The sequence below is a fragment of the Enterococcus malodoratus ATCC 43197 genome, from assembly GCF_000407185.1.
GTDB classification, from domain to species: Bacteria; Bacillota; Bacilli; order Lactobacillales; family Enterococcaceae; genus Enterococcus_A; species Enterococcus_A malodoratus.
In genome coordinates this window covers 150,927-165,296 of record NZ_KE136483.1, presented here as the reverse complement: position 1 = coordinate 165,296, position 14,370 = coordinate 150,927, and the positions used below count along the sequence as shown (strand labels likewise).

At 39.6% G+C, this 14,370-nt stretch carries 13 protein-coding genes; 5 read left to right on the top strand and 8 right to left on the bottom strand.

Annotation, left to right across the window (positions count from 1 at the left end; translation table 11 throughout):
- Positions 1-117 precede the first annotated feature (117 nt).
- The 4 genes from I585_RS16250 to I585_RS16235 form a co-directional block, all read right to left on the bottom strand.
- Positions 118-1,311, bottom strand: a complete 1,194-nt coding sequence (locus tag I585_RS16250; RefSeq protein WP_010740951.1) for a 3D domain-containing protein — start codon at positions 1,309-1,311, stop codon at positions 118-120.
- 194 nt (positions 1,312-1,505) lie between these two features.
- A complete protein-coding gene (locus I585_RS16245) occupies positions 1,506-2,291 on the bottom strand; it encodes a putative ABC transporter permease (RefSeq protein WP_010740952.1) in 786 nt (261 codons plus the stop codon).
- Between the two features lie 161 nt (positions 2,292-2,452).
- On the bottom strand, positions 2,453-3,421 hold the full coding sequence (locus tag I585_RS16240; protein ID WP_010740953.1) for an AraC family transcriptional regulator: 969 nt from the start codon (positions 3,419-3,421) through the stop codon (positions 2,453-2,455).
- Between the two features lie 27 nt (positions 3,422-3,448).
- On the bottom strand, positions 3,449-4,267 hold the full coding sequence (locus I585_RS16235) for an oxidoreductase (RefSeq protein ID WP_010740954.1): 819 nt from the start codon (positions 4,265-4,267) through the stop codon (positions 3,449-3,451).
- A 520-nt stretch (positions 4,268-4,787) separates the two neighbouring features.
- Between I585_RS16235 and I585_RS16230 the strand changes: the two genes are divergently transcribed.
- Positions 4,788-6,323 carry an AcpB/EbpR/MafR family transcriptional regulator gene (locus I585_RS16230; RefSeq protein ID WP_010740955.1) on the top strand — a complete coding sequence of 512 codons (1,536 nt, stop codon included), beginning with the start codon at positions 4,788-4,790 and terminating at the stop codon, positions 6,321-6,323.
- Between the two features lie 40 nt (positions 6,324-6,363).
- Here I585_RS16230 and I585_RS16225 read toward each other — a convergent pair whose 3' ends face one another.
- Positions 6,364-6,663, bottom strand: a complete 300-nt coding sequence (locus I585_RS16225) for a hypothetical protein (RefSeq protein ID WP_010740956.1) — start codon at positions 6,661-6,663, stop codon at positions 6,364-6,366.
- A complete protein-coding gene (locus I585_RS16220; protein WP_010740957.1) occupies positions 6,663-7,229 on the bottom strand; it encodes an NADPH-dependent FMN reductase in 567 nt (188 codons plus the stop codon). The genes I585_RS16225 and I585_RS16220 overlap by 1 nt, the downstream gene beginning before the upstream one ends.
- 75 nt (positions 7,230-7,304) lie before the next feature.
- Between I585_RS16220 and I585_RS16215 the strand changes: the two genes are divergently transcribed.
- The 3 genes from I585_RS16215 to I585_RS16205 all read left to right on the top strand — a co-directional run bounded on the left by I585_RS16215 (position 7,305) and on the right by I585_RS16205 (position 11,371).
- Entirely contained in the window at positions 7,305-7,745 is a 441-nt protein-coding gene (locus tag I585_RS16215; RefSeq protein WP_010740958.1) for a MarR family winged helix-turn-helix transcriptional regulator, read from the top strand.
- 148 nt (positions 7,746-7,893) lie between these two features.
- Positions 7,894-9,621: an ABC transporter ATP-binding protein gene (locus tag I585_RS16210; RefSeq protein WP_010740959.1), complete on the top strand. Its 1,728-nt coding sequence runs from the start codon at positions 7,894-7,896 to the stop codon at positions 9,619-9,621.
- Positions 9,614-11,371: an ABC transporter ATP-binding protein gene (locus I585_RS16205; protein ID WP_010740960.1), complete on the top strand. Its 1,758-nt coding sequence runs from the start codon at positions 9,614-9,616 to the stop codon at positions 11,369-11,371. The genes I585_RS16210 and I585_RS16205 overlap by 8 nt, the downstream gene beginning before the upstream one ends.
- A gap of 121 nt (positions 11,372-11,492) precedes the next feature.
- Here the strand turns inward: I585_RS16205 and I585_RS16200 are convergent, their stop codons facing one another.
- The gene (locus I585_RS16200) at positions 11,493-12,527 is read right to left on the bottom strand and encodes an SDR family oxidoreductase (protein ID WP_010740961.1); all 1,035 of its coding nucleotides are present in this window, start codon (positions 12,525-12,527) and stop codon (positions 11,493-11,495) included.
- Between the two features lie 174 nt (positions 12,528-12,701).
- Here I585_RS16200 and I585_RS16195 point away from each other — a divergent pair, with 174 nt between their 5' ends.
- A complete protein-coding gene (locus I585_RS16195; protein WP_010740962.1) occupies positions 12,702-13,271 on the top strand; it encodes a TetR/AcrR family transcriptional regulator in 570 nt (189 codons plus the stop codon).
- Here I585_RS16195 and I585_RS16190 read toward each other — a convergent pair.
- Positions 13,268-14,251: an MFS transporter gene (locus tag I585_RS16190; protein ID WP_244266013.1), complete on the bottom strand. Its 984-nt coding sequence runs from the start codon at positions 14,249-14,251 to the stop codon at positions 13,268-13,270. The genes I585_RS16195 and I585_RS16190 overlap by 4 nt on opposite strands.
- Positions 14,252-14,370: the final 119 nt, after the last annotated feature.

The window sequence follows — 14,370 nt, the reverse complement described above, 5'->3', positions numbered from 1 at the left end:
TAATCAAGGTATGATTTTTTCGTACGCATACCATTCTACTAATCTGCTAAAGCAGAAAGTAAAACTGGCAAAAAGAGCCGATTGAAATCAATGGATTTCAATCGGCTCTTAAATTTATTAACTAATAACTGTCACTGTTACTGAACGACGTCCCCATTGGATACATTGTTCAACAGTAGAGAAATGGCAATCAATAATATTGCCTTTGATTGCGCCACCAGTATCTCCGGCAATAGCAATGCCGTAACCTGATACTTCTACCATTGATCCTAATGGAATGACACTTGGATCAACAGCAACAACTTGCGGATTTTGACGTAAGTCGATTCCCATTGCTGTGAAGTACGTATTTACTGATTCCGCACATGAATACGCGGTTGATTCCATTTGCAACGTACGACCCGAAGTTGTCGGCGTACTTGGTTCAGCTGGTTTTGGTGCTTCCTGCTTCGGTTGTTCACTTGTTTGTGTTGTAGACTGTTGTGAACTGGATGCTGACGATGCAGGTTTTGATGATTCCGTTGAAGCTTGTGGAGCGACTTCTGCTTTCGCTTTTTCTTGTGCTGCCGCAGCCTGGGAAGCTTTCTCAGCTTCGGCTGTTTTTGCAGCTTCAGCTTCTTTTGCCTCTTTTTCAGCTTGAGCTTTTTGTGCCTTTTCAGCAGCTTGTCGGGCTTTTTCTACATCTTTATCTTGACTGATTTTTTCTAAACTCGTTTTATTGTCGGCCAACTCTTGTTTCAAGTTCACCATTTTACTGTCCAGCTTAGTCGTTTCAGTTTCAAGGCTTTGACTATCTTGTTTTAATTGGGCTTGTGTTTTTTCTTGTGTTGCTTTAAGTTCAGTCAATGTATCTTTGGCTTCACCTAGACTAGCTACCTTTGTTTTCTCCGCATTTTGAATAACGGACATCGCAAAAGCACGATTTAAAAATTCACCAAGATCTTTTGACTCCAATAATGCATTGATAGAACGGTCAGTCATACCGCCGACTTGCGCGGCTTTCATCCGCTCAGCAATTGCTTCTTTGCGTTGTTCGATCTTTTGTTCTGTCTCTTTGATGTCGACTTTGGTCTTTTCCAAAGTTGCTTCATTTTCGCTGATCTTTGTCCGAATGTCATTAACCTCTTGGTATTTTTCATTGACATCATTCAATGCGATCTGCAATTCTCCGCTGATTTTATCGCTTTGGCGAGTGATTGCGGATTCCTTTTTGTCTAAATCATTCAGTGACTCTGCATGTGCAAAGACTGGTAAAAGTACGTTAGCACCCAACAATAGTGTGGCAACGAACCCAAACGTTTGCTTTTTCACTTAAAAAGTCCACCTTTCTATTTACCCTTCGTCATTATACGAAAAAAAGCCGGCCTTTTTGTTTCAACCGCATTACATTTCATTACAAAACAAAGCGGTTTTTAGTAACATTTGTTTTATTTTCTTCAAATTGCACCAAAAAGATAGTCCCCTCAACCATTGAAGGGACTAATTTTTGTCATAATTTTGTAATATTATTTTTTTCGCAACTCTTTAGATAACTGACGAATCTCCGTTAACGGACTCTTTATTTCTTTTGATTTCATGTTTGGAAAGCTGTTCAAGAAGCGGCGCTCTTGGAAATTCAATTTTGGTAATTGTTTCCGCCATTCCGGCTGCTCCTTCATTTCAGCTAGCCATTGACGGTTTTGCAGACGCTCTTCCGCAGCTACCTTCAACTCTCCAAGATCGGTTTGAACTTGTTCCTTTTTGTCTTGAATTGTCGCACTCATCTTGTTGATTGCCTGACGCAGTGACGCTAAGTTTGCTAGCGTAAAGCCAAGATCAAAACTGGTACTCATCAATAGAATCATTGGTAAAAATATCCCGAACCGTTGCTGCCAGTCAATAATCAAACTCATCAAATAGGGATTCAAGACGCGGACGATAAAAACACAGGCCAATCCCCAAAAGATCGATACAGGTACAGCGACACGCCCATTGATGTTCAGCGGTACCTCTTTATAATCCCACAATGTTAAATGAAATATTTTCTCCAATAAGAAACTCGTGAGATATTCCAGCGCGGTAACAAGAATCAGCGCTAAGAAAAACAATAAGACAATATTCCGCTGATAAGGTTCAATCAAGTAGAGAACCCCAACAACACCAAAACCATAAATCGGTGTGATCGGTCCTAATAAGAATCCCCGGTACACAAAATGCTTGGCTTTGATTGAACAGTAGACCGTCTCCCATAACCAGCCAATAAATGAATAGCAAAAAAATAATAGCACTACGATCGTAAAAATTTGTTCCATTTTCTCCCCCCTTATAATAGTGACTAGTGAACTCACATAGTCAAATACGGAAAATACTGCTAGTGCAGACTTTATTAAAATAAATAATTTATAAAGTACTAGAAGTAATTATTCCATGGATAGAAAGAAAATGCTAGTTTCGTGGCGAATTAATCCCTAAACTAGTTACTCTTAACTTCAGAAATTGTTTTACCTGTCCAACTTTTAAAGGCTCTGGCAAACGAACTCGTCTCCGTATAGCCCAATAAATAGGCCACATCGATCGTTGGTAAAGAAGTCTCCTGCAAATACCGCTCTGCTAGAATTTTTTTAGTCAATTGAACTTGTTCATGAAAAGTAGTCTGTTCTGCCGCCAATTTTCGTTGAAGATTTCGAGCACTCATTCCAAAGGTTTGACTGACTGCTTTCAACGAACACTGGCCACTGGGAATTGCGGAGAACAATTCCTTCTGTAACCATTCGGTAAATGTCTCAGTCGTCGAAAAACTATTCAGTCTCCGCTTTAACTCAGGTTCTAAGTATTCCAGCATTGGATTGTTTTGCGTAAAGAAAGTTTCCGTTAAATCCGCTACAGCAAAAATCAATTGATTCCGCTTATTATAAGTCGCGGGTAGCCCTATATACTTTTCTAACTCGGCTCCATAAACAAAAGGACTTTCAATACTGATCGGTTTAATTGTCGAATCCTTGGTTCCTGTCCGCAATAAACTGATCAATAATAATTGCTCATTCAAAATCGCAAAGCGCGGCAGTTCATTCTCCTTGCCGAGAAAAGAAAAATGAATAGCTAAATGATTTGAGTATTTTTCCAGCTCGACTTTCACCGGTCCGACGAGCCTTTTATACGTCGAAAAGCGTTCAATCGCTTCTTCCCCATTTTTGGATGCTAGCGCTGCGTAAAAAGGCGGCATAAACGAATGCAGATGCTCAATCTGACTAAAAGCCAAAAGCTGCTGATCCGTTGTTATTCGATCTAACTCTTGAAATAATCGAAAATAATCAGTATCTGATAATTCTAGGTGGTCTTTCCATAGTGAATTGGGAATATCTGCTCTTTTTAATAAGTCCTCAATCGGCAGTCCCAAACTGCGAATAAACTCCTGAAATTGCTTGGAAATCATCAACTTCATACGCTTCGACCCTCCATTGTCTATTTTTTAACTCACGTTTTTAATTATTATATCAAACAGCCGTGTCGGTAAGAGGGTTTTGAAAAAAACTAGCTCTCGTGCCCCAAAGCCTACTAAATAGCGCGCTTTAGGTTTCCGCCGGTTAACTGACTTTAGGATCGTTTTAGCAACAGTCGAAGGACTGGAACCCCAATTTGAAGTGTATTGCTTTTTTATGCCTTGCGCTTTTTGTGAGGCGATCTGTTCATAGCTGCCGCCTTTTGCAGACTCGGCAAGATGATCCGCCGCAATGATACCCCAATCTGTTTTTATTACTCCGGGTTCAATTAATATCACATCAATTCCGAAACTTTTTACTTCCATTCTTAACGCATCACTAAAGGCTTCCAGCGCATATTTGGTCGCATGATACCACGCGCCGAAATAAGTCGTTAATCGGCCGCCCATTGATGACATGTTGATGATCTGTCCTCTTTTTTGAGCCCGCATATGAGGTAAGACTAGTTGTGTCAGTCTGGCCAAACCAAATAAATTTACTTCAAATTGATTTTTTGCCTCGGCAACAGTAACATCCTCAACTGCCCCCAGCGATCCATAGCCAGCATTATTAATTAGAATATCAATTCTTTTTTCTTTATCCATGACATGATCAACAACTGCCTTCAGTGATTCCTCTTTCGTAATGTTCAAATAAACAGTTTCCACCTCGAATTCTTTTAGTTCCGACAATTTTTCAGTTCTTCTTGCTGCTCCATAAACCTTGTATCCTTTCTGTGCAAGCAATTCTGCTGTTTGATATCCAATACCGCTGCTAGCTCCTGTAATCAGCACAACTTTCTTTTCCATGATCTTTGTCCTCCATCGTTGTTTTTATTTAACACAACTATAAATAATTGAAGAAGTAGATGGAATGTCAATGAACGCCAAAAAAACAGCAAAAGACGCCAAAGCATAAACCGATTGGTCATTTTTTGGTTAAACCGCTCTTTGTGATTAAAATGAACACAACTAGAAACAACCAGTCCTTTGGTTATATACTTGAGAATTTTTTCATCCAAACAGAACACTGACTTGGATGATTCGTCCGTCTAAAAAAGCCTCATAAGAAGATTATTTTTATTCTATTATCGATTAATACTTGTCATCAAAGCCGAAAAGTTTTATCATTTTTATAAAGAAAACGTTTTAATTGTTTGAGCATCGTGACTATATTATTGTTTTTTTAAGATCCGTCGTACGTTTAACGAACAAAAAAATTCGAACGTTTATTATTTTAGCGAAAAATTATTCTGTATAAAAAGAAGGTATCTCACAAGGTAATTCAACTATTTCCCATAGAAAACGTTCTTTTCGAGGAGGAATGACAATGGATTTTCGATCAATTTTAGGAACTAGCAACAAACGGCGCTTGTTACTGTTGGAGCAGTTGTATCATCGGCGAGATGGCCTGTCTAGTGATCAATTATTGAGTACATTGAATTGTTCGTTGCCTATTTTATTGAATGATATTGATTTGATTAATGGAGAGCATCCTAGTTTTCAAGTTGTAAAAATAAAAGGACTCTATCGGATAGTCATAGACAAAGCGGTAAGTTTAGGAAATTTATATGCTAGTTTTTTGAATACCTGTCCTGAGTTTCAAATCATTGAAGAACTTTTATATGAGGAATGTGAGAATATTACTGCGCTGGCAAAGAAATTGTATCTAAGTTCTTCTAATACACAGCGCTATTTAAAAAAAATCGAGCAAACATTGACGATGGCCGGGATGAAACTATGTTACCGTCCATTACGAATTGAGGGAAACGAGGGAGAAATTCGCAACTTCTATTATCGTTTTTATAGTGAGCGGCAAAGTGCATTCGAAAGCACGCTTCCGAAATTACCATCCAATCATTATCATATCCTCGAACAATATGTACAAGATTTTGTGAAGGTTAATAAAATCCATCAGAAATATATTTTCCAAAAACGGCTAATTTACAATATGTATATCAGTTTTTGGCGGATTAAAAGCGGACATGATTTTCCAAAAGATGAACTGAGAACAGAAGGAATCCTTCTACCAATGGATGTCTCCTATAAAAAATTGAGGCAAGCCGTCAAAGAAGGAGTAGGGTTAAAACTTACACCTGAAATGCTGCGTGATACTCTCTGGCTGACTTTTTCAGATGCTATTGTATTCAGTCTATTACATCGTGAATTAGCAATGACCGAAAATCCGAAATATAAAAAAATGTTCATGCAGCATTATGCGTTAGCTGAAGAATTTAACCAAATGCTGGGAGATCGTTTAACAAAGATGAATCGGTTAGATTTAGCTACGGTCTTATGTAATGACTTCTATCTGTGCAATCCACAGGGCAAATACCTAGGTGTATTGTGGCGAAATCGTTCTGTCTTTTTGCAAGAGGTCTCTGAGGTGTATAAACGCGGTGTGGGAAAAGTAAGAGATCTGGTAAATCGTTTCGTAGAAAAATTCCAGATGTTTCAAGAAGAGGATTTTATTCAAAACTATGTTTACTTATTGATCACCACAGAAGTCTATAGTTTGGAATGGTTAGCTAGTCAAGAGCCTCTGCAAAAAGTTTTGCTGCTTTCTGATTTAGCCCCTACAGAAGAGAGCTTTTTAGCAAAACAAATCTCTGACAGTATCTATGGAAATTTTACGATCATTCATTTTGAAAAATTATCCGGCGGTATCCCCAATCTGAAGGAAGAGCTGCATGATTATGATTGCCTGATTACAACAGGTTCATCCGAAGGGTTGCCAGAAGAGTACCCAGTCGTCGTTATCTATCCTTTCTTAACGAGTCAGAGTACACGCTGGATCCAAGAAATGATCAGCGAACTTTCAAAACAAAAAGAACTTGCTATGATAGAAGTAGAAATGAGAGAGTGATAGAAGTTTTTCTATTACTCTTTTTTATTTCAGAAAACTATTACGACAAGAAAGCGGACTTTCTATTAGGAAAAGTAAGAATCCCTATACTTGCCGATCCAACACCAATAACAAGTAATGCAATTTTTCTAACCCGTCGATCACGTGCATTGTCTTCCTGACTCCAATCAAAAATGCTAGAAATAGTTTGATTGTCCACATTATCTTTAACAAACTCCTCTTGTCGCGCCTTATCCTGAACTTCATGTTTTTCAAAAACAAAATTAAAGAGATACAACCCTAAACAAACTAGAGCGAGTCCTAAAAGTCCCCCGCCAAAAATTTTTCGAAAAATGCTCATCAGCTCCCTCCTTCCATAGAAAATAGATCTATAAATTCTTCTGAGACCATCTTGACTTGTGGCGCAACCCTTTTAAAGGCTTGATCAATAGCAATAAACTGATTATTTTCATCGAACATTTCCTTCGAAATACTCAAAGGCGGATTAACAGACATGTTATACATATTTAATCCTTGAGTAACTAATTTCATTGCAATCAATCCTTGAAAACCGCCATGTCCGCCATAAACCATGATACTTACGGGCTTATGACTCCATTCCGAATAAAGAAAATCTAACGCGTTCTTCATCACTGCTGGATATCCCCAATTATATTGTGGAAACAGCAAGACAAAGCCATCATATTGCTGAATCAATTGACTCCATTTTTTTGTATGCTCCTTTTGATAATTTCCCATTGCCGGAATATCTGGTTCATCCAAAAAAGGCAGATTGATCACTGCCAAATCAATGATATCAATCGTTAGTTTTTCGTTTTCCATCTGCTTCTTGACCCAATTCGCGATTTCTTCGCCAATCCTAGTTGGTCGATTACTGCCTAAAATAATACCGATTTTCTTTTTCATACCACTTCACGCTTTCTAAAAGATTTTATGTGCAATTTGCACATATTATAGTACAGCTATGCTATAATTACAACTATGAAAACAGATATTTTTGAATCCCTCTTTCAGATTGTAAACTTCTTTAATGATCCGAGACACGACACTACTCTTTTGAAAAAGGCAGGCATCAAAGACGATAAAAATTTACTACCCATCATCGTTCGTGTAGGAGTAAGTCAGACAATCAGTGTTGGGGATTTAGCCAACCAATTAGGAAAAAATCATTCATCAATCAGTCGGCAAATTGATAAATTTGAAAAGCAAGGACTGCTCGTTTCTTCGTATAATGATAATGACCGAAGAATTCGCCAAGTCGCTTTAACAGAAAAAGGAGCCGAACTTCTCCAGTTGATCGAAAAAGCACGTTATGAATTACTTGATGATATCTTCAGTCAAATAACTGAAGATGAATTAAAAGGAATAGCGAATAGCCTAAATTTATTAGCAACTACTTTAACCCGAGCTGACAAGAATTAACTAGTATTGAGTGAACTGAAATTTCTCCGTTCATTCAATACTTTTCTTTTTTTTGCAGGTATATCTTTCGGCCTTGTTTGACAAGTAAGTTACAATAGAAGCGATCCTATTCTGCTTATTATTTACTTTAAATATTGGAGGAACTTACATGTTTCAGCTTTTACGTTACGCCAAAGATTATCGCAAACAGATTATTCTTGGCCCCTTTTTCAAATTTTTAGAAGCCGTCTTCGAACTGATCCTGCCGTTGTTCATGGCTCGGTTAGTTGATGAAGGAATCGCTCAGCACAATCAAGGCAAGGTCATCGAGATGACGATTGCTATGCTAGGGTTATCAATCGTTGGTTTACTTTGCGCACTTATTTGTCAGTACTACGCATCGATTGCCTCCCAGGGCTTTGGGACGGTCTTGCGAAATCGTTTGATGGAAAGAATCAACAGTTTTTCTCATAATGAATTGAATCGTTTCGGTACTGATACGTTGATTACCCGCATGACCAATGACATTAATCAAATGCAGGGTGCTTTAGCGATGCTGATCCGCTTAGTCGTTCGCGCGCCATTTCTAAGTATTGGTTCGGTCATCATGGCTTTTTACATTGACTGGCAAATGGGGATCATTTTCTTGATTTTATTGCCACTTTTCTGTGTGATTCTCTTTTTGATTATTCATTATTCTGTCCCTCTGTACAAAAATATTCAGCAAAAACTGGATCAGTTGAATCAACTAGTCACCCAAAATTTGAGCGGTGTTCGGGTGATTCGTGCTTTTGCCCGCACAAAGACCGAGACTGACCATTTTGATAAAGAAACCGAAGAAATTTCTCGTTTGAATCAAAAGGTTGCCAATATTTCTGCCCTGCTTTCTCCTAGTACCACACTGATTATGAATGCCGGTGTTGTTGCCTTGCTTTACTTTGGCGGTTTCAAAGTTAATATCGGACATTTAGAACAGGGACAAGTTTTGGCTCTGATTAATTATATGAACCAAATGCTTTTAGCCTTAATCGTTGTTTCAAACCTGGTTGTGCTTTTCACTCGGGCAGCCGCTTCGGCGAATCGAATCAACGAGGTTTTTGCGACAGATGCAACTTTAACTGATACTGGTTCGACACAGCAAGTCAATGAACAAGCACCTTTGATAGTTTTTAACGATGTCGATTTTCGTTATACAGAAAAATCTGGGCTAGCTTTACAAGACATTTCTTTCACCTTGAAAGAAAATAAAATTCTCGGTATTACCGGAGCAATCGGCAGCGGAAAATCAACATTGATCAGTTTGATTCCACGTTTTTACGATGCTTCTAAAGGAACCGTTGCTTTTGCTGGAAGTAATGTAAGGGACTGGTCGTTAGACAGCTTGCGGTCTGAACTCGCGCTCATTCCACAAACGGCCGTTTTGTTCAGCGGAACAATCCGCGAAAACCTGCAATGGGGGAAAAAGGATGCTTCTGATGAAGACTGTTGGGAAGCCTTAGCCACTGCCCAAGCTGCCGAATTTGTCGAAACATTACCGGAGGGACTGGACACACTTATCCTAGAGAATGGGAAAAACTTTTCCGGCGGCCAACGTCAACGATTGACCATCGCCCGTGCATTGATCCGTAAACCGAAGCTGCTGATTTTAGATGATTCATTGTCAGCATTGGATTATCAAACAGATTTAGATTTGCGCCAAGCTTTGAAACGCGATTTGGATTGCGGTGTCATTATTATTTCCCAACGGTTACGTTCAATCCAAGACGCCGAAACAATTTTGTTAATGGATAATGGAAAGATCGCTGCTCAAGGTAAACATGAAGCCTTATTACAGGAATCTGAGCTTTATCAAGAACTGGTGAAATCGCAAGAGGAAGGTGGGCAATCTAATGATTAAGAAAAAGAACTTTTTCCGTTCATTAAAACTATTTCTTCCTTACTTAACCGCGTATCCAAAAGAATTGATCGCTGCAATCATTTTAGGTATCGCCAGCGGAATCACCTCTGTCTTGATGACTTATTATATCGGTGTAGCTGTCGATCAAATGGTCAATCAAGGTGCGGTTGATTTCACGCGACTCTTCCAGATTCTGCAATTGTTTGTCGGTATCTTTTTAGTGACGGTCATCAGTCAATATTTCATTCAGCGGCTAGGGAATACGGTCGCTTTTGACTCTGTTGCCAAATTACGGGAAGAAACCTTTACTCATCTAAATAAATTGCCGTTGAGCTATTACGATCAAAGCTCCAAAGGTGATATCGTCAGTCGGTTTACCAATGACATGGATAATATTTCAACGGCGATCTCGGCCATCTTTAATCAAGTTTTTTCTGGCATGACCGTTGTCTTAGTTGCTTTAGTCTTCATGCTCTACCTTAGTCCCATGCTGACTCTGGTAGTTTTGGTAGCAACACCGATCATCTTTTTGCTGACTTATATCGTGGCTCGTACCTCGCAGCAATACTTTACGAGTCAACAAAAATTAGTTGGTTCGATTTCTGGGTTCATTACAGAAATGGTTGGCAATCAAAAAATCGTTAAAGCTTTTCAACGAGAGGAACAGAACCAAACGAACTTTGAAGCATTAAATCAAGAACTCTATGTCCGAGGACAGAAGGCGCAGTTCGCCTCTTCCTTGACTAACCCTTCTTCACGTTTTGTTGATCATTTGGCTTACTTAATGGTAGGTCTTGTAGGTGGTTTGTTAGCATTAAAAACCGACAGCAATGTGACGATTGGGATCATTTCCAGCTTCACGATCTATTCCAGTCAGTTCACGAAGCCTTTCATCGAACTTTCCGGGATCACGATCCAGATTCAAACAGCGATCGCAGGGCTTGACCGCTCTTTCGAATTACTGAAAGAACCCGTTGAACAAGCAGATGATCCAGACGCAATCACGTTGACTGATGCCAAAGGAACCGTCGTTTTTGATCACGTAGATTTCTCTTATCAAAAAGATCAGCGATTGATTGAAAACTTTAATTTAACCGTCGAACCTGGTGAAACAATCGCCATCGTCGGAAAAACCGGTGCCGGAAAATCCACACTAGTCAATCTTTTGATGCGTTTCTATGAAGTGGATCACGGACAAATCACCATTGACGGCACGAACATTCGTCATTTGACTCGTGACAGTTTGCGTCAGCAATTCGGGATGGTCCTGCAAGAAACCTGGTTGATGGACAGCAGCTTACGAGCGAATTTACGCTATGGACGAAAATCTGCGACCGATGAAGAAATCTATGCTGCATTGAAAGATGCTTATATGTATGATTTCGTGATGCGCTTGCCAGATAAATTGGATACCATCGTGGGTGAAGCTGGAATCAAGCTTTCTGATGGTCAACGACAATTATTGACGATTGCGCGTACCATGATCAGCCGCCCTTCGATGCTGATATTAGATGAAGCAACCAGTTCCGTAGATACGTTGACCGAACAAAAAATCCAAAGTGCTTTTCTTGCAATGATGAAAAACCACACTAGTTTCGTGATCGCTCATCGTTTGTCGACGATCCAAAACGCCGACCAAATCCTTGTGCTGGATCGTGGACAAATCGTCGAGATCGGCAATCATCAAGCCTTACTGCAAAAAGATGGAGCTTACAAGAAGTTATATCAAGCACAATTTTCAAAAAGCTGAAAAGAACCGCTGCGAATTTAATCGCAGCGGTTCTTTTAATACCTTTAACAAAGTATTAGTTGATTTAAACAGTTAAAAATACCCCGATTGATCATTAGTTTTCGATCAATCGGGGTATTTTCTATTTTTTGACGATTCCTAAGTCAATCATTGATTGGGCTGTTGCGATAATCGCTTCACGCGCTGGGCGTGGGTTCCAACCTAATAAGTCTTTTGCTTTTTGATTACTTGTTCCAGCATATTTCCCAGTTAAAGAAGCCACCATCCGCAATTTGGGATCAGCAACCGCCGCTGCTTTTAAAATCGCATTGGGGATTTTTTTGGTAGGCAGTTTTGCTGCGTAAGCTGGAAAAGCCTCGCGTAAAATATTTGCCACATCCAACATAGATAAGGTTTCTCCAGTAGTCGCCAAGAAACGTTCACCTGCAGCTTTAGGCGAAGTCATCGCTAACAGATGCAAACTTGCAACATCGCGTACATCAACGTAACCAGAATCAACATTCGGTACTGCTTTGACTTCGCCGTCTAATAACTGTTGGATTTGAATATTCGAGTGAGAATAATCCGAAGTCAAGATTGGCCCCATTACAGCCACTGGATTGACCGTTGCTAATTCCATCCCGTTGCCCTCTTCTTCGATAAATTTCCAAGCTGCTCGTTCAGACAAGGTTTTTGATTTTTGATAAGGAAAAATATTTTTAGCGTCTAAGTTCGACCAATCTTTTTCAGTATACGGAGTTGTGCGATTCTCATGACCAGCAAAGATTGCACCGTAAGCCGAAGTCAATACCACTCGTTTTACATTCGCATCTCGTGCCGCCTTCATCACATATAGGACACCATTTACAGCCGGATCAATCATTTCTTTTTCATCCTTAAAATTCAGTTTTGGTGTTGGAGAAGCAGGATGAATGACATAATTGACACCTTCCATCGCTTTATCCCAGTTCTTTTCGCTAGATAAATCCGTTTCAATAAAAGAAAGATCATCAAGCTTATCGATGCCCCCCGCTGTAATGATTTTTTTAACGCGATCAATCTTATCTAATGAACGAACCGTTGTCCGTACTGCATATCCCTGTTCCAATAATTGTAAAATAATATTTGAAGCGATATAACCGCTGCCGCCTGTTACTAAAACTAATTCTTTTGCCATGATGAAGACTCCTTTTTCTTTCTTATAGGAAAAATGAATTCAATTCTCTGTAAAAAGTTGAATTATCATTCTTTCGTTGCGTTACACTTGTAACGTTTGTGAGGTTATATTAGAATAGAACCTTACAGAATACAAGTTGTTTACCCGCATCTGTGACAGAAAGGAAAATGTGTAATGGCAGCTACTGACCACTCACAAGCAATCAAACAAGATTCAAAGGATTATTTAACGACCGCTTTATTACAACTCTTAGAAAAAAATCCCTATCAGAGTATCAATGTTTCACAAGTCGTTCGTCGTGCAGGAGTCAGCCGAATGGCCTTTTACCGCAATTTTGATAGTCTTGATGACGTGCTATTCGATTATTTTTCGACAGTTATTAGCGAGCGCTTTGCTGATATCATCCAACATGTTCCACCAACAGAAAAATTAAAATCATTGGAACTATTCTTCAAGGATTTTGCAAATACTTTGGAGCTAAGTGTCTCACAAGGTTATGAACCGATCATTCGTCGAGTCTTCAATGAAAATATGCAGCACTTTTATAATAGCTTGCCGCTTTTTGAAGAACTCAAAGAACCGGAAAAGAGGTATTATGTCAAGTTCATGAGTGACGGCGTCTACAGTATTTGGCGCGAATGGTTGATTAGTGACCAAAAAGAATCGCTAGATATGATTCATCAACTGTTGGCGACACTTCAAAACTCCACTTTGGAAGCACTAAAAAACCAGCAAGCGAACTAATCCGCTTGCTGGTTTCCTTTTGTCTTTGCTCGTCGATAAAACAATAAACATAAGAGACTAAAAACTAACGTTAAAATTCCTGAGATCAAAAACCATCTGGCAATTCCTAACTTTTCAGATAATGGTCCAGCCAGTAATAACCCGATCGGCATCGCTCCTGACATCACACTGCCAAATAATGAAAAGACCCGTCCCAATTTTTCTGGTGCAATCGTCTCTTGTAAATACGCTGTAAACGGTATATTGTACAAATTCCCTACGCCGCCCATTAAGATACAAAAGAACACAAACATCCAATAACCTGTAAGATTAGCGGGAACTAAGCCGCTGCCGATAAAAGTAATCGCTAATCCAATATTAGCCAGTTGCGCAGCCAGCAGCTTCTCCCGCCATTCCTTTTTCATTCCGATTAAAAAGGCACTGACCATCATACCAGCGGCATAGGAAAATTCCACCACACTAGCAAACCAAGCAGACAGTTCAAAATGCACATTGGTCATCAATGGAAACAAAATTCCCAACGGCAGATAAAAAATCATAATAAAGAAGGAAAAGAACATGACAACCAGCATTGGTCGGTCTTCTTTAAAGACAAAGAATCCGTCCTTTAATTCTTGTAAATAATGCTGCATACTCTCTTCACTGCGAGGGATACTTGGAACTTCTACGATCCATAAGGTGAGACAAGCAGCTAAAGCGCCGATCAGATCCGTTAATAAGATCAGCCATAATGGCATTGCCGCAAACATTGCCGCGCCTAACACCGGCCCCAACATGAATGCTCCCGATTGTAAAAACTGATTCCAGCTATTGGCTTTGACCAACTCTTCTTCCGGCACCAATAGCGGCACAATAGCTTGAATCGAAGGCATGTGGAACACGTTTGCTAGAGCACGCAAAAACAATGCGGCAATAACGACTAAGTAGCCTGGATTTCCCCATAAAAACCACAGGGACAAAACCAAGGCCACGAGTCCCATAAATAAATCTGCAAAAAATCACGACATACTTCCGCTTCAACCGATCCAGCCAGACACCGACAAAAGGACCTAATAACATTTGCGGCAGATACGCAGATAGGCCCGCCAATGACAACATA

Bases quoted from the DNA above. Each gene is read 5' to 3' on its own strand.
- I585_RS16200 (WP_010740961.1), bottom strand. From the start codon at position 12,527: ATGGCAAAAGAATTAGTTTTAGTAACAGGCGGCAGCGGTTATATCGCT.
- I585_RS16235 (WP_010740954.1), bottom strand. From the start codon at position 4,267: ATGGAAAAGAAAGTTGTGCTGATTACAGGAGCTAGCAGCGGTATTGGA.
- I585_RS16245 (WP_010740952.1), bottom strand. From the start codon at position 2,291: ATGGAACAAATTTTTACGATCGTAGTGCTATTATTTTTTTGCTATTCA.
- I585_RS16225 (WP_010740956.1), bottom strand. From the start codon at position 6,663: ATGAGCATTTTTCGAAAAATTTTTGGCGGGGGACTTTTAGGACTCGCT.
- I585_RS16215 (WP_010740958.1), top strand. From the start codon at position 7,305: ATGAAAACAGATATTTTTGAATCCCTCTTTCAGATTGTAAACTTCTTT.
- I585_RS16240 (WP_010740953.1), bottom strand. From the start codon at position 3,421: ATGAAGTTGATGATTTCCAAGCAATTTCAGGAGTTTATTCGCAGTTTG.
- I585_RS16205 (WP_010740960.1), top strand. From the start codon at position 9,614: ATGATTAAGAAAAAGAACTTTTTCCGTTCATTAAAACTATTTCTTCCT.
- I585_RS16220 (WP_010740957.1), bottom strand. From the start codon at position 7,229: ATGAAAAAGAAAATCGGTATTATTTTAGGCAGTAATCGACCAACTAGG.
- I585_RS16195 (WP_010740962.1), top strand. From the start codon at position 12,702: ATGGCAGCTACTGACCACTCACAAGCAATCAAACAAGATTCAAAGGAT.
- I585_RS16230 (WP_010740955.1), top strand. From the start codon at position 4,788: ATGGATTTTCGATCAATTTTAGGAACTAGCAACAAACGGCGCTTGTTA.
- I585_RS16190 (WP_244266013.1), bottom strand. From the start codon at position 14,251: ATGGGACTCGTGGCCTTGGTTTTGTCCCTGTGGTTTTTATGGGGAAAT.
- I585_RS16210 (WP_010740959.1), top strand. From the start codon at position 7,894: ATGTTTCAGCTTTTACGTTACGCCAAAGATTATCGCAAACAGATTATT.